Consider the following 21,615-nt stretch of genomic DNA (forward strand, 5'->3'; position numbering starts at 1 on the left):
GTACGCTGAACAAGTCCGATCAGTTCGAACTAAACCAGCCCAGCCAGCGTAACGGCCATGGATAACGATGACGAGCATCCTGCTGTGTCGCCTGAGCTATGCGCTCCTGGATAGTCTGCATCAGGGTAGTTTGCCCTTCGCCATCCCAAACCAGATTTGTCAGTAAGGGTAGCGCATCCTCAATCCCTTCGATGGCCCAGATGGTGAATTGCTCTTGCTCAACCGCATCCAGAATATCCTGGCTGAGGCTCAAATGGCGTGCGTTGGGAGCAGGAATAATCACACCCTGTTTGCCGTTTAAACCGCGCTGCTGACAGATAGAGAAGAAGCCTTCAATTTTTTCGTTGAGGCCTCCCACTGGCTGTGCACGACCGAACTGGTCCACCGAACCGGTGATCGCGATGTTCTGATTGATGGGCACTTCCGCCAGGGCGCTGATTAAGGCGCAAAGCTCGGCCATAGAGGCGCTATCGCCATCCACTTCGCTGTAGGACTGCTCAAACGTCAGCGAGGCGGAGAAGGGGATCTGTTGCTCAAGCTGCAGCTCTGACATCAAAAACGCCTGCATGATCATCATGCCTTTCGCGTGAATGTTGCCGCCCAGCTCGGCTTTTCGTTCAATATCGGTGAACTCGCCATCGCCAATGTGCACAACGCAGCTGATACGGGACGGCTCCCCGAATGCGCGCGGATGGCCAGGAAATTCAATCACCGACAGGGCGTTGATCTGCCCGACGCGTTCGCCTTCGGTTTCCACCAGAATTTGTTCCAGCAGAATTTCATCCTGCATACGGTCGGCAAGATAGCCTTCTCGCCACTCACGCTGAGCCAGCATCTGAGTGAGCTGTTCTCCGGTAAACGCCCCGTTACCGCTGATCACACCCACTTCACGCAGCTGTTTGCCGATCCAGAGTGGGCAAAGCGGCAGCGTTTCCTGGTCGCCGGTGTAGCGTACCGCTTCGCGGATTAAGCCCGGCCACGCGTCAGCCGCAGGGGTTGGCAGCGCAAAACGCTCAGCAACGGCCATCACCCACTGGCACCACTGCGCCATATCGTCGGCATCAGCAATCTGGATGTTGTCTTCGTATTCGCTATACACCGCCTGCTCAGCCAGTTCCGGCTCCATTTCCTGGAAGTCCGCCAGCGATTCGCGGTCGCCCGTCAGCACGACGGTCAGCGACAGCGGCATAGACGGAACAGAGACAGGCAGAGGACGAGACTCATCGTAGCCGACCCAGTCGAAACGCTTCTGGTTGACGATAGTTTTCAGACGCATCCACAGCAGCGGCTGCGAGAGCAGGGTACGCAGTGAGATGATGAGAACACCGCCATTTGCGCGATGAACCAGCCCCGGCTGCAGCGAAAGTTCGCCGTTAAAATGGCGCAGACAACCAAAGAGTTGTTCCGCCTCGACCCAGTTAGCGGTAATCACTTCGCCTTTAACGGCAAAACGGCCATCGGCCTGCGCCGTTGGTTCGAAAGTGACATCATGTCCCGCAATACGATACTGGCCGCCAAAAACTGCGTTCGCTTCCGGCTTCAGCTGGCGCACGGCATCACCGAGCAGCGTCAGGTATTCTGCTTCTTCCGGGGCCTTGAGCAGCATGAAGGGCGCTGTTGCCCATGGGCTTAACACCTGCTCCAGCGCATAATGCAAACGAGGCTGCGTATCGCTAAGGATGAATTCGTGTTCTTTTGCGAGTTCGGGCTGTGCAAACAGTTCCTGGTAACTTTCGGTATCCGGAACAAGGTCACGCCATGCAAGTTTCGTAATGGTCAAAGTTGATGTTTTTTAGTCAGATGTAAAAGCGTGGAGTATACCGTAAGCGGGGGGCTCTACCCAAGCAGGATTGGGGATTTCGACAGGGCGATTGGCTGCATTCACTCACAGGATATGATTTCTTTTCAGCAGATTGCTAAAAAACTGATATTCTGAACAGAGTTACGTGGTAACACTGAGATCGCAATGAAATATCAACAACTGGAAAATCTCGAAAGCGGCTGGAAATGGAAGTACCTGGTCAAAAAGCACCGTGAAGGGGAGCTGATCACCTGCTACGTCGAAGCCAGCGCTGCGCAAGAAGCCGTGGATATTTTGCTGACCCTCGAAAATGAACCGGTACAGGTTAACGGCTGGATTGAGAAACACATCAATCCAGCGCTGTTAAACCGGATGAAGCAAACTATCCGCGCGCGACGCAAACGGCATTTTAATGCTGAGCATCAGCACACTCGCAAAAAATCAATCGACCTGGAGTTCGTGGTCTGGCAACGCCTGGCTGGGCTGGCACAACGACGGGGCAAAACGCTTTCGGAAACCATCGTGCAGCTGATTGAGGATGCCGAGCATAAAGAGAAGTACGCCAACCAGATGTCGACGCTGAAGAACGACCTTCAGGCTCTGTTGGGTAAAAAATAGATTTTTCTTTTCTTCAGACAATAAAAAACCCCGCATGGCGGGGTTTTTTTATAAGACGATAACTTATGCCGCTGGCTGAGTTACAACGTCTTTGATGCCTTTAACTTCGATCTCTACGCGACGATCTGGAGCCAGGCAGTCGATCAGTGCAGCGCGAGCTTTCACGTTGTCACAGGTGTTGCCAGTAACTGGGTTAGATTCGCCCATACCACGTGGGGAGATCTTGTTAGCTGGGATACCTTTAGAGATCAGGTAATCAACAACAGACTGAGCACGTTTCTCAGACAGTTTCTGGTTGTAAGCGTCAGAACCGATACGGTCGGTGAAGCCCAGAACCACTACGGAACCGTCTTTAGGATCCAGGTTGCTCAGCTGAGAGTACAGCTGATCCAGTGCCTGCTGGCCTTCTGGTTTCAGAGTCGCTTTGTTGAAGTTGAACAGAACGTCAGACTTCAGAGTGAAGTGCTTGGTCTGTACTTCTGGAGCTGGAGCCGGCGCTGGAGCAACAACTGGAGCTGCTTCTTCCTGCTGGCCGAAACGGTAGGAAACACCTACGCTCAGCATGCCGTTGTCTGGACGAACACCAACGGTGTTGCCGTCGCCGATGTTGTTAACCCACTGGTATTCCAGACGGGTAGCGATGTCACGGGTCATAGCCCACTCAACGCCACCAGCGAATACTGGGGAAACACCGGTGTCATGGTTGTCACCAGAGATGTTGTTGCTGGAATCTGCGCGCCATACCATGCCGCCCAGACGGGTGTACACGTCCAGATCGTCAGTGATTGGGTAGCCCAGTTTAGCGGTCAGCTGAACGCCCTGTGCTTTGAAAGCGCCGTTGATGGTGTCGCCTTTGTATGGCATACGACCTAACCAGTCGTAACCCATTTCAAAACCAACATACGGGTTAACCTGATAGCCACCGAACGCACCTGCACCAAGCTGGCTCTCGTGAGTTGGGCCATCATTGTTCAGGCTGCTGTTGTACCAGCCGGTGTCGTGGAACTGAGACCAGCCCAGTTTACCACCTGCATACCAGGTATTATCTTTCGGAGCGGCCTGCGCTACGGTAGCGAAGCCAGCCAGTGCCACTGCAATCGCGATAGCTGTCTTTTTCATTTTTTGCGCCTCGTTATCATCCAAAATTCGCCATGAAAGTCTCAGGAGAGAATCACGGTTAAATCCTTCACCGGGGGGCGTGGTCAAATATAAATCTACCGATATCTTCGGCTTAGGCCGAGCACCCCTGGCGATGTAAAGTCTACAACGTAGCTGAAAACTTACAAGTGTGAAGTCCGTCAGGCATATGAAAAAAAAAGTTCCGTATACCGATTATTTAACATTTTTCGAACGAATTTTGTGCAATAAAATTAAGGAGAACCGCACCAGACAAGCCTTGCCGCAATTTTCAGTCCGGGAACTTTAATGCCATCTTGTGGTCAAAAAAAATTCCAGGAAAAATCTTAATTTCACTCAATGATACAAATTGGAGTGAATTTTTAGCCCAGAAAGTTGTCCTCTGCGGTAAGAATCCGATCGAACCGGACGCATAATGAACCCGATCGCATTCCCTTCTTCGGCTGCTTCAGTCAGACGGAAATGTTCCTCTTCCGTCAATTCTTCCGGTAACCATCCAATCACCACGCTGTAATTTCCGGTGCGTAACGCGCGGATCATCGACTCAACGGTATCGCACGGCGGGAGCTGATTAATTTGCATGACCTTAGTAAGCGGAAGGCCTGCGGACTGAACCCACTCACGGCTCAGTTTTTGCTGAGGCGTGAGCCAAAGCTGCCAGCGCGATTGCTGACCAAGCTGTTGTAATAACGGCAACAAAAGAAGTTGCGTCAACAGGGGCTGGTCTTCACGATAAACCACTTCACTGATAAGCCCCGTGGAAACACGCTCGACGGAATTCTGCGCGACATTGCCTGCGGTAGAAGAGAGAGAGGTTGAGCGATTTGCATAGCCTGAAGTGTGCATATTCATTCCAGCCCTGTAGTTACTGTATGGATATACAGTAACCCCTGTATGCATAAAGATCAACCTCATTTTCGGAAAGCGACTCGCAAAATTCATTCAATGTTGATGTCCCTCGAAAAATCATCTTGCTCATCGGCAATAAGTTGCCTATTTTCCTGCTAACGGATCCGCTAGTAAGAAATTTCGTTGTTACTTTATGATTTTGAAGGGAAATATCATGAAAAAGATATCTTATGAACGGATTTATAAATCCCAGGAATACCTCTCCCCGTTGGGCGAGATTCATCATCGCGCGCTGTTTGGAGGCTATACCCTGGCGGTGGATGATGCGGTTTTTGCCATGGTGTCAGACGGAGAGCTTTATCTCCGCGCCTGTGAGGAGAGTGCGAAATACTGTGTAAAAAATGCCTCCTCTTTTTTGACGTTGATGAAGCGAGGCCGCCCGGTGCTGCTCAACTATTATCGTGTGGATGACGGATTATGGCAGGACAGAGAGCGGCTGCTTCAGCTCTCCTCGTTTGCGCTCAGTGCGGCAAGAAAAGAGCGCTATCAGCGCCATCAACGAAACCGACTTAAGGATCTGCCAAACCTGACGTTTCAGCTTGAAGTCTTGCTCTTTGAAGCTGGCATTACCAATGAGGAAACGCTGCGGGCGCTGGGTGCCAGAGCGAGCTGGCTGAAGATGCGGGCAAAAAACAAAGCGCTCGGTATTAAGGTTCTCTTCGCACTGGAAGGGGCTATCGAGGGGCTGCATGAGGCGGCACTCCCGGCAGGCATTCGCCGGGAGCTGACGGAGTGGTTTAATGCGCTGCCTGAGCCACAGGAGAATCACTTCTCCAGGTAGCGATTTGCTGTTGCAGCCGGCAAATTTCAGGCAGCAGAGCGATAAGCAGGCCTATTTGCTGAAGAACCAGCGGCGCTTTGCTGTCGTTTCCTGGGTCAAGATGCGCAATGCGTTGAGCCAGTTCATCCAGGGCCTGTTGAACGCGCGGCTCATCGGCCGGTCGGTGATGAAGTGCGTCATCAACGTAGCAGACGGCGTCATCGAGCAGGTTGAGAATGCCCGGGTTGGTGAGTTTCTCACGGTGGGCACCCAGCGTCGAAATATAGCTGGTGAACGTATGGTTCAGACAGAGCAGGCGGAACGCAGTCTCACGAATCTCCACCGTGGCGCGAGGCTCCGTTGACATATTAGAGACAACGGAGGCCAGTTCTGCATCACTGTTGTGCGCGTCGCGACGGGCTATCCGGTAAGCCAGGCGGTTATCGCGCCCCTGGTGGTACTGCTCCAGGATTGCGTCAAGGTATCGACAGTTGGCGTTCATTGCCCTGTCTACCACGCGCGGCAAATTGCGGAAACGCCAGTCCGGCCAGATAAAGCTGACCGCAGCCCAGGCAATCGCACAGCCAATCAGGGTATCGATCACGCGGGGCAGGGCAACTTCAAACCCTTCACCCAGCAGGTTAAAGCAGAGCAGCACCAGCAGCGTGATGAACATGGTGGCGTGGGCGTACTGCACGTTGCGAAACGCGAAGAACAGCACGCCGGTGATCACAATCAGAATCAGTTGACCTTCAACGGAGGGCACGAAATAGAGCACCGGAAGGCCGATCGCGACGCCGACCAGCGTGCCGATAATACGCAGCGCAAGACGGTGTCGGGTGGCGTTATAGTTCGGCTGGCAGACGAACAGGCTGGTCAGCAGGATCCAGTAGCCGTGGTGCAGCCCGGTTATCTGGATAAAGGCATACCCCACGCACAGCACCAGCGACATTCTCACCGCGTGGCGAAAGAGTGCCGACTCCGGCGTAAAGTTACGGCTCAGACGCAGCCACATATCGCTAACGCTGTGCACGCTGTCATCAGCAAGCTGATTTTCCACCTCACTGCCCGGCAGCGCCATCGCCTGTTCGGACTCAATGGTCGCCAGCTGAGCATCAATCGCCCGCAGGTTGTTCAGCAGAAAGCCCAGCGCTTTGATGTGCTCCGGTGACGTTCCGCTGGCCTGAACGCGGTCGAGCGCCGCATCAAGATGGCTGAATACGCGTTCAAAGCGGGGGTCATGCTGATAGGGCGTGCGCAGCAGAATAGACCGCGAGAGCTGCTGACACGCCTGAGACTGCATGGATAGCAGGCGCTGGAAGCGGAACATCACGTCGCTGTAGCGGAACTTCTCGCGCAGGGCCGCGTATTGAACGTGCGAGGAGCTGGCACGTTCGTGAATGTCCTGGGCGGCAAAATAGTAGTGTAAGGTCCTTCGCGTTCCGCGCTGACCGCGATCGCCGCGCAGACGGGTAAGCAGAGAGGCTTTTGTCTGGTTAAGGGTGGCGACCAGCTGGCCATTTGCCAGCGCCAGATCGTAGAGCGGAGCCTGGCTTTCTTCCTCGATATCCGGGTCGAACAGCCGGGATTTCAGTTCCAGATAGTGGGCTAACTGCTCAAAGCTGCGGGCAAGGTTATCCTGCAGCGGGCGAACCGGGAAGATCAGATGACCGGTTAGCGTCAGCAGGTTATACCAGATGGCGCCCAGCAGCAGGAGAACCGGCTGCTGGTACCACTGGTCGTACAGGGAAACGCCCAGCATGGTGTAGATGGCGATCAGCAATGCACCAAACGCGATGGTGGCATAGCGCTGCCCGAGGCCGCCCAGCAAAATAAACCCGCTGGTTGAGAGCGTAAGGCCCAGGGCAAACAGCCAGGGCCACGGGAAAAGCAGCTCAACGGACGCTGACGCAATGAAAAAGCAGACGAGCGTAATGACCAGGTTACGTAAACGTCCGGCCAGACGATCGTCCAGGTCCGCCAGCGCCCCGGCCACCACCCCCAGCGTAAGCGGAATGGTGAGCTTGACATCATTCAGCCACCAGGGCAGGGCAACCGTGCCGCAAAGCGCGATAAATATCCTGACGTTGTATAGCCAGGTGCTGTTCCAGGTATAACGGCGAAGCAATGGGCTTAGCATAAACGCGGCCGGTCCTTATTTACTGAAAACGACGACGCGCGTTTGCTTCACGCGCCGCCTGGGCCACTTCTACCGGAACAACCCTGCGACCGACGGGCCAAAGGGCGATAGCGGCGATCTTAAAGTTTGCGATCCCCACAGGAATACCAATAATCGTGATGCACTGTGCAATACCGGCAAAAATATGCATGATGCACAGCCACCAGCCGAAGAAAATCAGCCACAGTATGTTCAGCAGGGTTCCGCCCGTATTCATCAGGGCGTTTTTGCTCTCCGGATTGAGTTCGTCAACGTGGATAGCTTCATTCCCGTAGGGGATTAAGGAGAGTTTTGTGATCTCCCAGCAGGAACGAGTCAGGGGAAGCGTGAAAATCAGGACGATGCTCACCAGCGTGGCAAAAAGCCAGGAAAGGGTGGTGGCAAAACCGCCCAGCACAAAATTCAACACATTCAGAACGGTACGCATAAACCCTCACTTCCTTTCGATAAAATTAACGCCCAATGATTGTAACGTTTTTTTAGGCTGGAGCACCTTAAAACTGGCAGTTAAACTGTCAGGTAAATTATCTCTTCGTGGATTTGGCGGAACATGGAACTGAAAGCAACGTCGTTAGGCAAACGCCTGGCGCAACACCCTTACGACAGGGTGGTTCTCCTTAATGCCGGGGTGAAAGTCTCCGGGGAACGCCACGAATACCTTATTCCGTTTAATCAGCTTCTGGCTATCCACTGTAAGCGCGGGCTGGTGTGGGGCGAGCTGGAGTTCGTTCTGCCTGACGATAAAGTCGTGCGTCTTCACGGCACCGAGTGGGCGGAAACCCAGCGTTTTCATCATCACCTGAACGCACTGTGGCAGCAGTGGAGCCAGGATATGAGCGTAATTGCCGCCCAGGTGCTGCAGCAGGTGCTGGACGATATCGCGCAGAGCAACGCACAGCACGCGTGGCTGACCCGTCAGCAGACCGCCGGGCTGCAGCAAAAGATCCGACAGGCACTCTCGGCGCTGCCGCTCTCCGTGACGCGTCTCGACGAGTTTGACAACTGTCGCGACGCCTGGCGCCAGTGTCAGGCCTGGCTGAATGATAAGGATAAAAGCCGTCTCGCCCATAACCAGGCCTGGACGGACGCCATGCTCACCCAATACGCCGACTTTTTCAGTACGGTGGAATCTTCACCGCTCAATCCGGCCCAGGCGCGCGCGGTGGTCAACGGCGAGCAGTCGCTGCTGGTGCTGGCGGGGGCCGGTAGCGGTAAAACGTCGGTGCTGGTGGCGCGTGCCGGCTGGCTGCTGACGACCGGAGAAGCGGTAGCCGATCAAATACTACTTCTGGCCTTTGGCCGCAAGGCTGCTCAGGAGATGGACGAACGTATCCAGGAACGTCTGCACACGCGGGATATCACGGCCAGAACCTTCCATGCCCTTGCGCTGCATATTATTCAGCAGGGCAGTAAAAAAGTGCCTTCCATCAGTAAGCTGGAAAACGACGCGCAGGCGCGTCAGGCGCTGTTCATCACAACGTGGCGCCAGCAGTGCAGTGAGAAAAAGGCGCAGGCGAAAGGGTGGCGGCAGTGGCTGGAAGAGGAGCTCAGCTGGGAGGTGCCAGAGGGCAGCTTCTGGCAGGATGACAAACTGGCGCGTCGGCTGGGTTCGCGACTTGACCGCTGGGTCAGCCTGATGCGAATGCACGGTGGAACGCAGGCAGAGATGATTGAAAGCGCGCCGGAGGCGATCCGCGATCTGTTTTCGAAGCGGGTCAAGCTGATGGCTCCGCTGCTGAAAGCCTGGAAAACCGCGCTGAAAGAGGAAAATGCCGTCGATTTCTCCGGTTTGATCCATCAGGCCATCATCATTCTTGAAAAGGGACGTTTTGTCAGCCCGTGGAAACACATTCTGGTGGATGAGTTCCAGGATATCTCTCCGCAGCGTGCTGCACTGCTCTCGGCGCTACGGGCGCAAAATAAACATACGTCGCTGTTTGCGGTGGGGGACGACTGGCAGGCCATCTATCGCTTCAGCGGGGCGCAGCTCTCCCTGACAACCGCGTTCCACCACTATTTTGGCGAAGGGGATCGCAGCGATCTGGACACCACCTACCGCTTCAATTCACGCATTGGTGAGATCGCCAACCGCTTTATCCAGCAAAACCCGCATCAGCTGGCCAAGCCGCTCAATAGCCTGCGCCCAGGGGATAAAAAAGCGGTCACCCTGCTGGCAGATGACCAGCTGGAGCCGCTGCTGGACAAACTCAGCGGCTACGCGAAGCCCGATGAACGTATTCTGGTGCTGGCCCGCTACCATCACCTTAAGCCCGCGGCGCTGGAAAAAGCCGCCACCCGCTGGCCGAAACTGCAGCTTGAATTTATGACAATTCACGCCAGCAAAGGGCAGCAGGCTTACTATGTGATTGTGCTGGGGCTGAAAGAGGGCAGCGACGGTTTCCCGGCCCCGGCCCGCGAGTCGGTGATGGAAGAGGCCCTGCTGCCGGTGCCGGAAGATTTCCCGGATGCCGAAGAGCGGCGTTTGCTGTATGTGGCCATCACCCGCGCGCGGCATCGCGTGTGGCTGCTGTTCAATAAAGAGGAGCCATCCGTGTTTGTCGATATCCTGAAGAGTATTGATGTGCCGGTGGCGCGTAAGCCATAACGATGTCAGGAAAGATTTTCCAGGCCGGGTAAGGCGTAGCCGCCACCCGGCAAAAAAGCTACTTCAGTCTGTCGGAAAGATAACGCTGATAGTCCGGAATAAGGATATCAACCGGCGAGTTAAACTGCGGCGATTCGATGATGAAATCCGCCGTCGACAGGTTTGTCGCCACCGGAATATTCCACACCGTCGCCAGGCGCAGCAGCGCTTTAACATCCGGATCGTGCGGAACCGCGTTCAGCGGGTCCCAGAAGAAGATCAGCACATCAATTTTCCCTTCGGAAATCTGCGCGCCGACCTGCTGATCGCCGCCCATCGGACCGCTCAGCATGGCATTCACCTGCAGACCCGTTTCGCGCTGGATCAGGTTACCGGTTGTGCCGGTCGCCGACAGGGCGTGCTTTTCCAGCGAAGGCTGATGGCGGCGAACCCAGTTAAGCAGCATTTGTTTACAGTGATCGTGCGCCACAAGAGCAATGTGTTTGCGCTCAGGCAGCGTGCGTGTTGTCAGTTCCATAATCATATCCATCAGGTTAACTGACTACACGATGACGGGAACCGTCTGACGCTGCAAGAGAAAGGCGTAAAAAATGTGGCTTATGATGAAGGTTGTTGTTTTGCCCACTGTAAAAAACGGGCCCGCGTGTCGGGATCGGCCTGCTGGAACCAGAATTTAAGGCGCTGTTCCGTCAGGGTCTGGGACTGGGGAGGAATAACGTCCAGTTCAGAGACGCCGGATAGAAGCGTACTGTCGTCCGCCATCATGGTGGCAAACTGCGGAAGCGATGCGCGTTTTCCCGCTTTGTTATAGGTCTGGGTCGCGGCCTCGTAATCCGGGCCTTTCGGCGAGGTCGTTAACGCCAGAATATCCAGCTTCACCGGAATCGGCATCGCATTCCCGTCCAGCAGTTCAACGCGGGGTGAAGCGTCGAAGGCCGCAGATTCCTTCTCCGTTTCAAGGCGAGGCAGGGTGATGTTCACCTGACTGATTTGCCGGGTATTAAAGCTGACGATCAGCGGCGGGGAGATGTACATCCGTTGCTCGTGATTAGCCAGACCGATCGACTTTTCTACCCGAAAGACCAGCTGATGCGGCCCGTTATCTAACTCGATGCTGTCTGCACCGCGCAATAACGAGCTGGAGACCTTTTTTCCGTCCAGTACAAGAAGATCAATGTCGGTAGAGAGCCGGAGCGTGGTAGCAAAAACGCAGACCGGCATCACTAACGCAATCAGGGCAGTGGCAATACCGGTTTTCATAGAAGGCTCCCGTCAGAAATCCTGTCGCCGCATTAATGTATCTAAATTTTTCGATAATCACGTTTACTAACATATAGACATATTTCGCCGTTTTGCCCTCATGCATCTGTATGGGATGGATGGTTGAGATGTGCGGTTTGGCGTACACTTTTAAAAAAGCCAGGAGAAAAACCATGAAAGAGAACGATATTGCCGAGATTCTGACATCCACGCGTACCATTGCGCTGGTGGGCGCGAGCGATAAACCCGATCGTCCCAGCTATCGGGTGATGAAATACCTTCTCGATCAGGGCTATCACGTTATCCCGGTCTCGCCAAAAGTGGCGGGGAAAACATTGCTGGGTCAGCAGGGTTACGCCACACTCGCGGACGTGCCGGAAAAAATTGATATGGTCGATGTCTTCCGTAATTCCGAGGCAGCGTGGGAAGTGGCGCAGGACGCTATCGCCGTAGGGGCGAAAACGCTGTGGATGCAGCTGGGCGTGATTAACGAGCAGGCCGCCGTGCTGGCGCGGGATGCGGGGTTGAAGGTCGTCATGGATCGCTGTCCGGCGATCGACATCCCCCGTCTGGGGCTGGCGAAGTAATAAAAAAAAGCCCGTTATCGGGCTTTTTTTACACGCTTAGTTCCGCAGGCGCGGAGCCTGTAACTGTTTGCGGATAGTCTGAGCAAGTTCATCCATTGTGGGTTGCTCCGGATGCTCTTCCTGCAGCTCGCTACTCAGCTGCGCTTCGGCCAGATAGGTGTGAACGGGTTGTCCATCATCACCTTCCATTACCACGTGGTACCAGGGCGCGGCGCGAAGCTCTGCGTTCACCGCCAGCTCGTCTGCTGACGGTTCATCAAGGGAATACTCCGGGTCGATATCCACGACCACACCCAAATACCCTAGCAAAGTGTGGCGGACCTGCTGGCCGATACCGAATTTGCTGGCAATCATAGTCACCTCCCGGGAAATACGACTTACACGTTATGTGCGGGCAATATTTCTCTTTTCAAGTTACATGACGCGACAGGCAAACCCTTTCAGATACAGTCCTTCCGGGTAGGTAGCAATCACGGGGTGATCGGCTGCCTGACGGAACTGCTCTATAAATTGTACATCACGACCAGCATCTATTGCGGCATCGGCGATGATTTTCTGAAATAAATCTGTGGTCATCAGGCCGGAGCAGGAGAAGGTGAGCAGAACCCCGCCCGGGTTCAGCAGCTGGATAGCCAGCATGTTGATATCTTTATACCCGCGGCACGCGCCCATCAGCTGGCTTTTGTTTTCCACAAACTTCGGCGGATCCATCACGATGACGTCGAACTTCTCGCCCTGATCGCGATATTTACGCAGCAGCTTGAACACGTCATCGCGGACAAACTCCGCTTTGCTCAAGTCCAGCTTGTTTAGCTCGACGTTCTGTTTTGCCACGTCCAGCGCTTCCTGCGACGTGTCCACGCTTACCACCTGGGCACAGCCGCCCATCAGCGCCGAAACGGCAAAACCGCCGGTATAGGAGAAGCAGTTCAGCACGCGTTTGTCGGCAACGTACTGACGCGTAGCCAGACGGCTGTCGCGCTGGTCGAGGTAGTAACCCGTTTTGTGCCCGCCCTGAATATCCACCAGCAGCTTCATGCCGTGCTCTTCAATCGGCAGCAGGGCCGGTGGCAGTTCGCCCGTTACGGGCCCCTGAGTCAGCTCCATGCCTTCTTTTTTGCGCACCGCCACATCGCTGCGGTCGTAAATGGCGCATTCCGGGAACAGCGTTTGCAGCGCGCTGATCAGCGCGGCACGCTGGTATTCCGCTCCGGCGCTCAGGAGTTGCAGCACCAGGAAGTTACCGAAGCGATCTATGGTCACGCCCGGCAGGCCGTCGGACTCACCGGCAATCAGGCGGTAGCTGTCCAGCCCGTCGCGTTTTGCCAGCCAGTCGCGCCACTGCTGCGCCTGCTGCAGACGGCGAACGAAGAAGTCGATGTCGATGGTTTCATCTTTATCAAACGTCCAGACGCGAGCGCGGATCTGGGACGCTGGCGAGTAGGCGCCTCGCGCTAACCATTTCCCCTGATGGTCAACGATATCAATGGTTTCACCGAGGCTGGCTTTGCCTTCCATACGGGCAACCGCGCCGGAAAAGACCCAGGGATGACGGCGCAGTAATGATTTCTCGCGCCCTTTGGCTAACACTAAACGTACACTCATAATTTGCTGTTCTGTCGATTTCAGGAAATGGCGCGTAGATTACCACATTCAGCAAGGCGCAATCATCTGCGGATACCGTTGAGCGTTTCGGCACAAAATCAAATCGCTTAGGCACATTCCGGTATAGCAGCAGGCTTTACAGTAGGGCTTCCGGTACAGCAGAGGGAGCACCCATGAAAAAGCGCAGTGTGATAGCAATAGCCGCTCTGGCGGCGATGAGTTTTCAGGTTTTAGCAACAACGCCTTTCGACGTCACCAGCCGGGATATTTCCGGCGAAAGGCGACTGGCGCAACAGCAGGTATTTGAGGGGTTTGGCTGCCACGGTGGGAATATCTCACCGCAGCTGGCATGGAAAAATCCGCCTGCCGGTACGAAAAGTTTTGCCGTCACGGTATATGACCCGGATGCGCCCACCGGCAGCGGCTGGTGGCACTGGACCGTAGCCAATATTCCGGCGAAGACAATGATGCTGCCCGCTGATGCCGGTAACCCGAACGGCGAGAAATTACCTGCCGGCGTTGTGCAGGGGCGTAATGATTTCGGCTATTCTGGATTCGGCGGCGCATGTCCACCCGAAGGGGACAAGCCTCACCGCTATCAGATTACCGTCTGGGCCCTGGACGTGGATAAACTGCCCGTCGACAACAATGCCAGCGGCGCGCTGGTCGGTTTTATGCTCAATAGTCACGTTCTGGCAAAGGCTCAGTTAACAGCAACCTACAGCAGATAAGGATGGCAGGGTGCAGGAGTTTCATTTTCGACATAACCATCTTACCGCGGGTGAAGTGACTGCCAGCAAAATGCATCGCCTGCACCAGGTTAAACTGTTTTTTCCGGCTATTTGTCATATCACTCACGGCACTAAGGTGATAGTTCAGGATGATAACCGCCTGGAGGCGACACGGGATGAGCTCATTATTATCCCGGCCAATACGGCGATGGAGATTATCAATCAGCCTGTAAACGGTCTGTTTCACTCGGATTTGCTGATGTTATCCCCGGAGATCGTCGCCGAGTTTAAGGCGCATTACCTGAAATCCTGGCCGCGCACGACGCTGCATTCGCTCTGCGCCCCGCTGAGCGAGGGATTGGCGTTTATGTGGGACAATCTGCTGCACGCCGTGCGTCAGGATTTACCGGAGGCGCTACAAAAGCATCAGGCTTTCGGCCTTTTGCTGGCCCTGCTGCACGATGGCGTGGCGGGTCCGCTGCTTGTTGAGCGCAACAGTAACCTGACCGAGCAGGTGCGGCAGTTCATTATGCTGTCGCCCGCCAGAGACTGGACCGCGCAGGACGTTGCCAGCCGTCTGGCCTTAAGCGTGCCGACGCTGCGCAGACGCTTACGTGAAGAGTCGCAGAGTTTTCGCCAGATCGTGGAGGAGGTGAGGATGGCCGTTGCTTTGTCACAGCTCCAGTCAACCCGATTACCAATTGGCGAAATCGCATTACAATGTGGGTATCTTTCCAGCTCTCGTTTCACCGCCCGTTTCCGGCAGCACTATGGCTGTTTGCCGAAAACGCTACGTTAAGGAGAAGAAAAATGTCAAAAGTCTGCACCATTGCCTGGGTTCACGGCGTTGTTCAGGGCGTGGGGTTCCGCTACAGCACCCAGCGCGAAGCGGTTGAGCTTGGGCTAACGGGATACGCGCGAAATAGGGACGACGGCAGCGTTGAGGTGGTCGCCTGCGGCGAAGCGGAGCAGGTCGACAAGCTGGTGGCGTGGCTGAAAGCGGGCGGGCCGCGCAGCGCACGGGTTGATAAGGTGTTAACGGAACCGCATCAACCCGGGCGCGAATACGTAAACTTCGGGATTCGGTATTAAATACACTTCACCGGCTTAGGCAGGCCGGCAATTTTGGTGGCCTGTTTTGCCGGGCCTTTCGGGAACAGACGATACAGATAGCGGCTGTTGCCTTTCTCTTCGCCGAACTTATTGGCCATGGCTTTGACCAGCATGCGGATCGCCGGAGAGGTGTTGAATTCAAGATAGAACTCGCGAACAAAACGCACCACTTCCCAGTGTTCGGGGGAGAGGGTAATCCCTTCGTTTTCCGCAATTTTCTCCGCCAGCGGCTCGCTCCAGAGCGTCGTATCTTTTAGATAGCCTTCGCTATCGGTCTCAATTTCCTGGCCTGCAAAAATGAACATAATCTTCTGTCATCTGTGAAAAAAACGGCGACAGTGTAGCAAAAAAGCCGCCGCAGGATAAGTCGTGCCCTACAGGAGCAGTTGCAGCAGATTGTTGGCATTAAGCTTTTTCAGCGCGTTGCATTTATGGGTTGAAACCTGTTTCTCAGACATACGCGTCACGATGGCAATGTGGCGTACCGGCAAGCCGGTAAGCATCAGATCGAGCACGTTGAATTCAAGGCCGGTAAGACAGCAGTCAAGACTTCGGACGCGGCGAGGCTCTTTTGCCAGCAAATATGCCGCATCAGCGACGGCGATCCGGTCATCGATGATATAAAGGGTCAACGTACTGAAACGCTTGCGTAAATGCGTCGCCAGCGCCCACCCCTTTTCATTGCAGACCAGATACAGGCTGCCTTGCCAGCGGGCGGCTTCCAGTCTGAGCAAAATGTTTATCAATGCCTGATGCGTACCCGCCACGGAAAAACGGCAGCGTACGACAACCACGCGGCGGGTAAGCAGCGCTGGCTGCCATTGCACGGTGTCGCTTTGGACCTCTGGCTGAACGCCCCGACGCAGCAGCGCGTAGCGCAACCCTTCGGCGTAAAATCGATTATTGTCGAGAATAGCGTAACTCACGGTGACCTCGTTATAACGTGCTGGGCGTATAGATAACGCGCAGCGTGCCGGTATAGTCGCCCGCGTTTTTGCTGCTGGCGGCAAACGCTGGGGTTTTCAGGATAATAGGGGCAGGAATGCACAATACGCTCTCGCGTCCGCCGGGCAGCACGACCTGACGCAGATGCTGCGGATTGTTCGTGCCTTGCCAGACCAGGGTTTTACCGTTCGCGACGGCTTCGGTTGCGCCTGTTATTGGATTGGTGACGGAGACCCGATAATCGAGACGATCCCGCGCATCGGTCTGGCTACCGCCGCGTCGCCTGATTGAAAACGCGCCTTCGGCACGATCCGCTGAGGGGAGTCCGTCATCCTCAAAGCGAAGATAGGCGCGGGTGCTGGTACTGTTTTTGCCGTCGTACAGGCACATATCCAGCGAGTTTTCACCCTGGATCTCACTACCTCCCGGCCGCCCCGGGAAGTTGGTCAGGTTGAGGTTAACGATGGGCGTTGAGTGCGGAAATGCCGGCAGATAAATCTGCTGATTACCCGGATCGACCACCTCAATGCGAATGTTTGCCTGCCACCTGGCGATGGTGAGGTAGCCAGGGCATCCGACGTTTACGTCATTGAAGTTCCCGCCACAGTCGGCGCTCCCCCATTGACGCAGGTTCTGCTTCAGCGTTGCGGTCCAGATCCCCGGCAGGGCGAGCTTATCCAGTTCGCTTTTCACAATATAGAAATCGAAATAGGGCTCTCTGTTCCAGGCGCTGAGATCGCCCGTTCCCCCCGTGACAAAGCTGGCAAAGGTAAAGACTTTATTGTTGATAAACATATAGTGATCGCCATACACCTTGATATCCACCGTCTTGCTGGTGAGGGCATGCGTGAAACGTAAATTGATGGCATAGGGCGCGGCCGGGTTAGCTGAGAACCAGACCGGTGAGTTCATGCAGGCCCCGTTCGTGGTATCAGTCCGGGACTCACAGGTCAGGGTATTACGTCCCCACTTTTGCGGGTCGGCGAGGTCATAGCCGCCCGATTCATGAAACCAGATATCGAAACGCGCAGGCGGTGCCGTACGATCGAAGCTGATCCCAACGCTGGTGTTTCGTCCCGCAGGGGCGCCCGCCAGCGCCTGGCCTGTCCACAGGCTTAAGAACAGTAATATAAAGAAGCACTTAATCACATCATTTCCCTTTAGTGAGGTTGTCGGCGTTCATGGCAGTTGGACCGGCAGGTACCGATCGTCCGGCGAGCATCAGCTGCGCCTGCTGCTGGACGGCATCCGGCAGGGCGGAGAAGGTTAACTCCCGGCAAGGAATTGAGCCGACATAGCGCACCACGTCGCGCATACTTTTCACGTTGAGTTCGCACTGATAAAACTGCTGCTGGCGCACCAGGTAGAGGTTATGCAGCAGGGCATCGCTCTGGGCGCTGAATCCGCCGTTGCCAAGATCGCTCCAGCCGTTAACGTTCAGCGGCACGCCACCGATAAACGGCGAATGACGCTCGTCGGTTAACTGGCCGAGCCAGGTGTAGCTTGCGGTGGTTTGCACATCCCGACGCAGCAGTTTGCCAGGCACCATAAACAGCGTTCTGCTGCCTGAACCTTGCGTGATCTCACTGCTGGCTCCCCGGGACACGTCCAGCGATTCGTTAATCGTCAACGTTGTCTGCTGGTAGCCCGGCACTGCGAAGAGGGCGCGGCTATTGCCCGGAATGTCTGCGCTCCCGCTGTTATCCAGCGACACGGCAACGCTAGGAACCTGGGTATCCTCCGGTGTGGCAACGTTAACCGCGACGGCGGAAGCAGGACGACCGTCGCTCCAGCGTCCCAGCCACAGGCCAGAACGCGACAGCGCAAGGGTCGAGCTGTAGTTGCCGCTGCTGCTCAGCGTATGGCGCCTGTCCTGACGATCCCAGGCGTCGCTGACGGTCAGGCTGCCGTTGCCGTATCGCCCGCCCTGGCGCGTATAGGCTGAGGTATTCAGCGAGTCGCTGTTAATGCCCGACGCGCTCAGACCGTACTCATTTTCGCCGCGTGCATCGGCGTACCAGTTATGCGCCACGTTGTAGCTCAGCTGATTTTTTTCACGCTGCTGGTGCTGCCAGGTCGCGCCCAAAGAGGTATAGCTCGACGCATCACCCTGACGGTTATGCGCCATGGACAGGCTCACGCTCAGGTAGCCGCCTTTGTCCCTGCCGTCGCGGGCGTCATCGTGACGCATGAACAGGTTAATGCTGCTGTTAATGTTGAGGCCTCGGGTGCTAAAGGCATTGCTCAGCCCTCCCTGCCAGGCGCGCGAGCGCGAGCGGGTCATATAGACCGATTCCCACGGCAAACCCGCATCGTGGCGATCGTCGCTGTCCGGGAGCTCCCGACGTGAAACGTACCGTCCTTCGTTGCGGTTATCCGAATATCCGAGGCTCGCATACCAGGCGCCGACAGGGACGGAAAACATCACCGAGAGGGTGCGATAGCAGCCGTTCACGGCGTCAAACCCCGCGCTTCGGGTGTTGCAGTTTTCCGCTGATAGCGCGTTGCGATAGAGGCTCAGCGAAAAACCGTCGTTGTAGCTGATTTGCTGAATATTGCCGCGCTGGCCTTCGCTGCCGTAAAGGTAGCTAAACCGGGTACTCAGCACGCCGTCGATCGGGCCCGCGTTGAAGCCCCGGCTCCAGTCGAGCGCATTTTCCAGGAAACGCTGGTTTTTCTTTATCGTTGCTCCGCTGGTCAGCGCCAGGGTCGGGGTGACGGGCAGGCGCACACCCGCCTGCGCAACCGCGCTGCGTTCTTTGTTCCGATCGCTATTGTCGGTTTCACCCGCCTGCAGGAACCACTCGACGCGGTCAAATGGCGTAATGCCGGTTCGGGTAAACGGCACCTGCTCGGTACGCGTCAGCCGGTTATTTTCATAGACCGACAGCGTGACGGTGTAGCTCCCGTCCGGAAACGATCGCGTGTCGAGGGTTTGCGCCCCGGCATTCAGATAAAAGCTGGCCAGCAGCTGATTGCCACGGCGGGCGTCGATACGCGCGTCATGGGAAAGCAGTACGGTGACAGGCGTTCCCTTTGACTGCTGAACCGGATTAATCCACGCCCGTGTTGAACCCGTGCGCAGACCGCGAATTTTGCCCAGCGGCAGCTGGCTGAGGTTGATATTCCCGCCGGCATTACTGAACAGATCGCGGGTATCCATCTCGCCCAGCTGGACATAGTACTGACGCAGGATATCCTGGCGGAACCAGGCGTTGTTGACGGTGATTTCCTGCTGCTGCTGACGCCGTGAACGCTGTCCCAGCCAGGTCCAGTCGAGGTTAACATAGCCGTCCTGCGTGAGCGCCAGCGCGCCGTTGCCCTGCACGGTAGCCGACTGATAATCCCTGTCGGCAACGAAGTTAATATTCTGCTGATGGATCAGCGCATTTTCGGTGTCCTGCGTGGGCTGATACCACTGATTTTCCGCGGTGGCTTTAGGCAGAAATTTCTTGTCCAAAAACAGGCTAATACGGGCGTTATTCTCATCATAGATAATGGCCGCGCGGTCGGTATCAATGTAATCGCAGCCCGCTGCGGAGCCGTTGCTGCTGCAGGCCAGGTTGCCGTTACGGGCAAGCGGAACGGCCAGCGCGGCAGACACGGTGCCAACGAGAGCAGGGTCGTCGTTAAACCGACGTTTGATGGCCGCAACCACGGTTTCAGGTGCGACAAAACTGACCGTTTCAAGCGTGATATCCGTTTCAAAAAGTCCAAGCGACTCGCCGTAGAGGTTGACCTCTGTCCACAGGCGCTGCGTTTTAGCCAGATCTTCAAAACCTGCCGGGACGGCCATCCCGGCGCAGGCGAGTTGGATGGATGCGGGTAACAAAGCAACAAAGAGGAGAGTATTTCTGTGAAACGCCATGAACGAGCCTCGACATCATCCTGACGTCAGAGGGTGGGCACCCTCTGACGTTATTCCTTAGGTGCTGTGGTGTTACGCACCGCCTTCCGTGGTAGTCGCCTGCGTCAGCATCAGGCTGACAACGCCGCTGTACTGACCGGTTTTCAGAATGCCTTTGGTGGTCTGAGAAATGGTCAGCGGCAGTACCGCTGAACCGTTTTCAATGCTTCCCGGGAACAGTTCGGTACCGGTATATTCCACATCGGCGGTAGAGAGGGTTTTGTCGCCCAGCTTCACCGTCATTGGGATGGTCTCAGCACCGTCGGCATTTGCCAGCTTCGCGGCGCTTACCAGACGGACTTTCACGTTGCTGGTGGCGGAGTTAGACCACACCTTGGTATTCAGGCGATAGCTTTCCAGACCGCGGCCAGGCAGATACTGCATATCGATGCTTGCCGGCAGCGGCGTGTTATCGGCCTGGGTCATGTCCAGCTGTGAATCAACGCTGGCGTTGACGGTAATATCTTTTTGGATCGCCAGCGCGCTAACGGACGTGGTCATCGCGGCAACAATCATCAGAGGTTTAAAGTACTTACGCATTGATATCTCCATATTTACAAATGAGCACCCTGGCTCTTTAAACAAACCCTTTGGGGTCTTTACGGTAACGTCGTGTTATTGCACGACGGGTAAATCAGCTTCTTCAGCGGTTTTATTCACCCAGTTGAAGTAGCGGAATTTATATTTCTGGCCTTGTGTATTTGTGAGCGTTTTTAATTTCCGTTCGGTATCCGGATAAATCGTCGCGTCTTCTTTAACCCATTTACACGACGAATCTGCGTCACAAATACCGATCTCTCTCAGCGGCACGCGCAGCGTACCGTTGTTTTTTAACGTGCCCCTGCGAGGGTCTATCGAGAGTGAAACCACACTTTTTTCCGGGGCGAGGTGGATCAGGGCGCCCCAGATCACATTGACGCCCAATGTCGCCGTCGCAGCCGGGCTTTCTGCCTTGCCGGGAATAATGCTGTCAGGCTGCTTTACCCCTTCAAAATAGACGCGCCAGGTGGTCTCTTTTTCCGGTGGCGTAAGCGATACCAGACGAACGACGCGCATTGCGCCTGCCGCAAGAGCAAATTTTTCGGGCGTGACAACAACGCCACCTTCTTTCCACGAGGCCACATCAATCTCTTTTTCCTGGGCCGTGCCGGGATTAAGAATTTTCTTTTGCCTCACCCGAATGAACTGAATATCATCCGTTTTCGACGCTACCTTAATTTGTGCCGCACCGGACCTGTCCACATTCAGTTCCATGGGGTACACGCTCATATTGGCCATTGCCATTTCTGAGAAAAATGGCAATGACAGCGCGGCGACATAAAAGGCGGTTGTCATGTTCACTCTATTTTTCTGTTTCACATTCAGTCTGCCTGCTCTGAGTTCATCGGCGGCGCGTTAACACCAGGACACCGTCTGCTTTCGTATTGCTTCAGGGCAGGGAAACTTTAACCAGAACAG

22 protein-coding genes are annotated in these 21,615 nt (G+C 55.4%); 7 read left to right on the forward strand and 15 right to left on the reverse strand.

Going from position 1 to position 21,615, the window contains the following annotated elements:
* Positions 1–19: 19 nt before the first annotated feature.
* Complete coding sequence (locus NWV12_RS07340) at positions 20–1,780, reverse strand: Lon protease family protein (protein ID WP_048979352.1); 1,761 nt, start codon at positions 1,778–1,780, stop codon at positions 20–22.
* 186 nt (positions 1,781–1,966) lie between these two features.
* Between NWV12_RS07340 and matP the strand changes: the two genes are divergently transcribed.
* Positions 1,967–2,419: a macrodomain Ter protein MatP gene (gene matP, locus NWV12_RS07345; protein ID WP_032658161.1), complete on the forward strand. Its 453-nt coding sequence runs from the start codon at positions 1,967–1,969 to the stop codon at positions 2,417–2,419.
* A gap of 63 nt (positions 2,420–2,482) precedes the next feature.
* On the opposite strand, the gene ompA is transcribed toward matP, so the two are convergent.
* Together ompA and sulA are read right to left on the reverse strand one after the other, a co-directional pair.
* A complete protein-coding gene (ompA, locus tag NWV12_RS07350) occupies positions 2,483–3,538 on the reverse strand; it encodes a porin OmpA (RefSeq protein ID WP_115504044.1) in 1,056 nt (351 codons plus the stop codon).
* Positions 3,539–3,892: 354 nt separating this feature from the next.
* The gene (sulA, locus tag NWV12_RS07355; protein WP_033145120.1) at positions 3,893–4,402 is read right to left on the reverse strand and encodes an SOS-induced cell division inhibitor SulA; all 510 of its coding nucleotides are present in this window, start codon (positions 4,400–4,402) and stop codon (positions 3,893–3,895) included.
* Positions 4,403–4,619: 217 nt separating this feature from the next.
* On the opposite strand from sulA, the gene NWV12_RS07360 reads away from it, so the two are divergent.
* On the forward strand, positions 4,620–5,246 hold the full coding sequence (locus NWV12_RS07360) for a TfoX/Sxy family DNA transformation protein (protein ID WP_048979351.1): 627 nt from the start codon (positions 4,620–4,622) through the stop codon (positions 5,244–5,246).
* Here NWV12_RS07360 and yccS read toward each other — a convergent pair.
* Together yccS and NWV12_RS07370 are read right to left on the reverse strand one after the other, a co-directional pair.
* Entirely contained in the window at positions 5,203–7,365 is a 2,163-nt protein-coding gene (yccS, locus tag NWV12_RS07365; protein ID WP_039261616.1) for a YccS family putative transporter, read from the reverse strand. The two genes, NWV12_RS07360 and yccS, sit on opposite strands and share 44 nt — an antisense overlap.
* Before the next feature lie 19 nt (positions 7,366–7,384).
* Positions 7,385–7,831, reverse strand: a complete 447-nt coding sequence (locus NWV12_RS07370) for a YccF domain-containing protein (RefSeq protein WP_023311032.1) — start codon at positions 7,829–7,831, stop codon at positions 7,385–7,387.
* A gap of 123 nt (positions 7,832–7,954) precedes the next feature.
* Here NWV12_RS07370 and helD point away from each other — a divergent pair, with 123 nt between their 5' ends.
* A complete protein-coding gene (helD, locus tag NWV12_RS07375) occupies positions 7,955–10,009 on the forward strand; it encodes a DNA helicase IV (protein WP_101744467.1) in 2,055 nt (684 codons plus the stop codon).
* 58 nt (positions 10,010–10,067) lie between these two features.
* Here the strand turns inward: helD and mgsA are convergent, their stop codons facing one another.
* Positions 10,068–10,526: a methylglyoxal synthase gene (mgsA, locus tag NWV12_RS07380; protein ID WP_033145124.1), complete on the reverse strand. Its 459-nt coding sequence runs from the start codon at positions 10,524–10,526 to the stop codon at positions 10,068–10,070.
* 80 nt (positions 10,527–10,606) lie between these two features.
* Complete coding sequence (locus NWV12_RS07385) at positions 10,607–11,269, reverse strand: DUF2057 family protein (RefSeq protein WP_033145125.1); 663 nt, start codon at positions 11,267–11,269, stop codon at positions 10,607–10,609.
* 173 nt (positions 11,270–11,442) lie between these two features.
* On the opposite strand from NWV12_RS07385, the gene NWV12_RS07390 reads away from it, so the two are divergent.
* Entirely contained in the window at positions 11,443–11,856 is a 414-nt protein-coding gene (locus NWV12_RS07390; RefSeq protein ID WP_028012609.1) for a CoA-binding protein, read from the forward strand.
* A 36-nt stretch (positions 11,857–11,892) separates the two neighbouring features.
* Here NWV12_RS07390 and hspQ read toward each other — a convergent pair whose 3' ends face one another.
* A complete protein-coding gene (gene hspQ / locus NWV12_RS07395) occupies positions 11,893–12,210 on the reverse strand; it encodes a heat shock protein HspQ (protein ID WP_008499919.1) in 318 nt (105 codons plus the stop codon).
* A 60-nt stretch (positions 12,211–12,270) separates the two neighbouring features.
* The gene (gene rlmI / locus NWV12_RS07400) at positions 12,271–13,461 is read right to left on the reverse strand and encodes a 23S rRNA (cytosine(1962)-C(5))-methyltransferase RlmI (protein ID WP_032658151.1); all 1,191 of its coding nucleotides are present in this window, start codon (positions 13,459–13,461) and stop codon (positions 12,271–12,273) included.
* Positions 13,462–13,634: 173 nt separating this feature from the next.
* On the opposite strand from rlmI, the gene NWV12_RS07405 reads away from it, so the two are divergent.
* From NWV12_RS07405 to yccX, 3 genes are read left to right on the forward strand one after another with little or no spacing between them, the layout of a single operon-like run.
* Complete coding sequence (locus NWV12_RS07405) at positions 13,635–14,192, forward strand: kinase inhibitor (RefSeq protein ID WP_101744468.1); 558 nt, start codon at positions 13,635–13,637, stop codon at positions 14,190–14,192.
* Positions 14,193–14,202: 10 nt separating this feature from the next.
* Positions 14,203–14,991, forward strand: a complete 789-nt coding sequence (locus NWV12_RS07410) for an AraC family transcriptional regulator (protein WP_039261622.1) — start codon at positions 14,203–14,205, stop codon at positions 14,989–14,991.
* Positions 14,992–15,002: 11 nt separating this feature from the next.
* Positions 15,003–15,284, forward strand: coding sequence for an acylphosphatase (gene yccX, locus NWV12_RS07415; RefSeq protein ID WP_033145129.1), 282 nt, complete (start codon positions 15,003–15,005; stop codon positions 15,282–15,284).
* Here yccX and tusE read toward each other — a convergent pair.
* The 6 genes from tusE to NWV12_RS07445 all read right to left on the reverse strand — a co-directional run bounded on the left by tusE (position 15,281) and on the right by NWV12_RS07445 (position 21,516).
* Positions 15,281–15,610 carry a sulfurtransferase TusE gene (tusE, locus tag NWV12_RS07420; RefSeq protein ID WP_008499913.1) on the reverse strand — a complete coding sequence of 110 codons (330 nt, stop codon included), beginning with the start codon at positions 15,608–15,610 and terminating at the stop codon, positions 15,281–15,283. The genes yccX and tusE overlap by 4 nt on opposite strands.
* 69 nt (positions 15,611–15,679) lie before the next feature.
* Positions 15,680–16,231 (reverse strand): LuxR C-terminal-related transcriptional regulator, encoded by a 552-nt coding sequence (locus tag NWV12_RS07425; protein ID WP_047061513.1) that lies wholly within the window; start codon positions 16,229–16,231, stop codon positions 15,680–15,682.
* A gap of 10 nt (positions 16,232–16,241) precedes the next feature.
* Positions 16,242–17,399: a CfaE/CblD family pilus tip adhesin gene (locus NWV12_RS07430; protein ID WP_101744469.1), complete on the reverse strand. Its 1,158-nt coding sequence runs from the start codon at positions 17,397–17,399 to the stop codon at positions 16,242–16,244.
* Position 17,400: 1 nt separating this feature from the next.
* On the reverse strand, positions 17,401–20,118 hold the full coding sequence (locus tag NWV12_RS07435) for a TcfC E-set like domain-containing protein (protein WP_048979342.1): 2,718 nt from the start codon (positions 20,116–20,118) through the stop codon (positions 17,401–17,403).
* Between the two features lie 72 nt (positions 20,119–20,190).
* A complete protein-coding gene (locus NWV12_RS07440) occupies positions 20,191–20,697 on the reverse strand; it encodes a CS1 type fimbrial major subunit (RefSeq protein ID WP_021240847.1) in 507 nt (168 codons plus the stop codon).
* Between the two features lie 75 nt (positions 20,698–20,772).
* Positions 20,773–21,516: a fimbrial protein gene (locus NWV12_RS07445; protein ID WP_045142968.1), complete on the reverse strand. Its 744-nt coding sequence runs from the start codon at positions 21,514–21,516 to the stop codon at positions 20,773–20,775.
* Between the last annotated feature and the right edge of the window lie 99 nt (positions 21,517–21,615).

Origin of the sequence: Enterobacter sp. Crenshaw (assembly GCF_024734705.1) — a bacterium.
GTDB classification, from domain to species: Bacteria; Pseudomonadota; Gammaproteobacteria; order Enterobacterales; family Enterobacteriaceae; genus Enterobacter; species Enterobacter asburiae_B.

Excerpts from the sequence above, each read along its gene's own strand:
- yccX (WP_033145129.1), top strand. The coding sequence starts at position 15,003 with ATGTCAAAAGTCTGCACCATTGCCTGGGTTCACGGCGTTGTTCAGGGC.
- sulA (WP_033145120.1), bottom strand. The coding sequence starts at position 4,402 with ATGCACACTTCAGGCTATGCAAATCGCTCAACCTCTCTCTCTTCTACC.
- yccS (WP_039261616.1), bottom strand. The coding sequence starts at position 7,365 with ATGCTAAGCCCATTGCTTCGCCGTTATACCTGGAACAGCACCTGGCTA.
- helD (WP_101744467.1), top strand. The coding sequence starts at position 7,955 with ATGGAACTGAAAGCAACGTCGTTAGGCAAACGCCTGGCGCAACACCCT.
- matP (WP_032658161.1), top strand. The coding sequence starts at position 1,967 with ATGAAATATCAACAACTGGAAAATCTCGAAAGCGGCTGGAAATGGAAG.
- hspQ (WP_008499919.1), bottom strand. The coding sequence starts at position 12,210 with ATGATTGCCAGCAAATTCGGTATCGGCCAGCAGGTCCGCCACACTTTG.
- NWV12_RS07440 (WP_021240847.1), bottom strand. The coding sequence starts at position 20,697 with ATGCGTAAGTACTTTAAACCTCTGATGATTGTTGCCGCGATGACCACG.
- NWV12_RS07405 (WP_101744468.1), top strand. The coding sequence starts at position 13,635 with ATGAAAAAGCGCAGTGTGATAGCAATAGCCGCTCTGGCGGCGATGAGT.
- ompA (WP_115504044.1), bottom strand. The coding sequence starts at position 3,538 with ATGAAAAAGACAGCTATCGCGATTGCAGTGGCACTGGCTGGCTTCGCT.
- rlmI (WP_032658151.1), bottom strand. The coding sequence starts at position 13,461 with ATGAGTGTACGTTTAGTGTTAGCCAAAGGGCGCGAGAAATCATTACTG.
- NWV12_RS07360 (WP_048979351.1), top strand. The coding sequence starts at position 4,620 with ATGAAAAAGATATCTTATGAACGGATTTATAAATCCCAGGAATACCTC.
- tusE (WP_008499913.1), bottom strand. The coding sequence starts at position 15,610 with ATGTTCATTTTTGCAGGCCAGGAAATTGAGACCGATAGCGAAGGCTAT.
- NWV12_RS07390 (WP_028012609.1), top strand. The coding sequence starts at position 11,443 with ATGAAAGAGAACGATATTGCCGAGATTCTGACATCCACGCGTACCATT.
- mgsA (WP_033145124.1), bottom strand. The coding sequence starts at position 10,526 with ATGGAACTGACAACACGCACGCTGCCTGAGCGCAAACACATTGCTCTT.
- NWV12_RS07370 (WP_023311032.1), bottom strand. The coding sequence starts at position 7,831 with ATGCGTACCGTTCTGAATGTGTTGAATTTTGTGCTGGGCGGTTTTGCC.
- NWV12_RS07385 (WP_033145125.1), bottom strand. The coding sequence starts at position 11,269 with ATGAAAACCGGTATTGCCACTGCCCTGATTGCGTTAGTGATGCCGGTC.
- NWV12_RS07435 (WP_048979342.1), bottom strand. The coding sequence starts at position 20,118 with ATGGCGTTTCACAGAAATACTCTCCTCTTTGTTGCTTTGTTACCCGCA.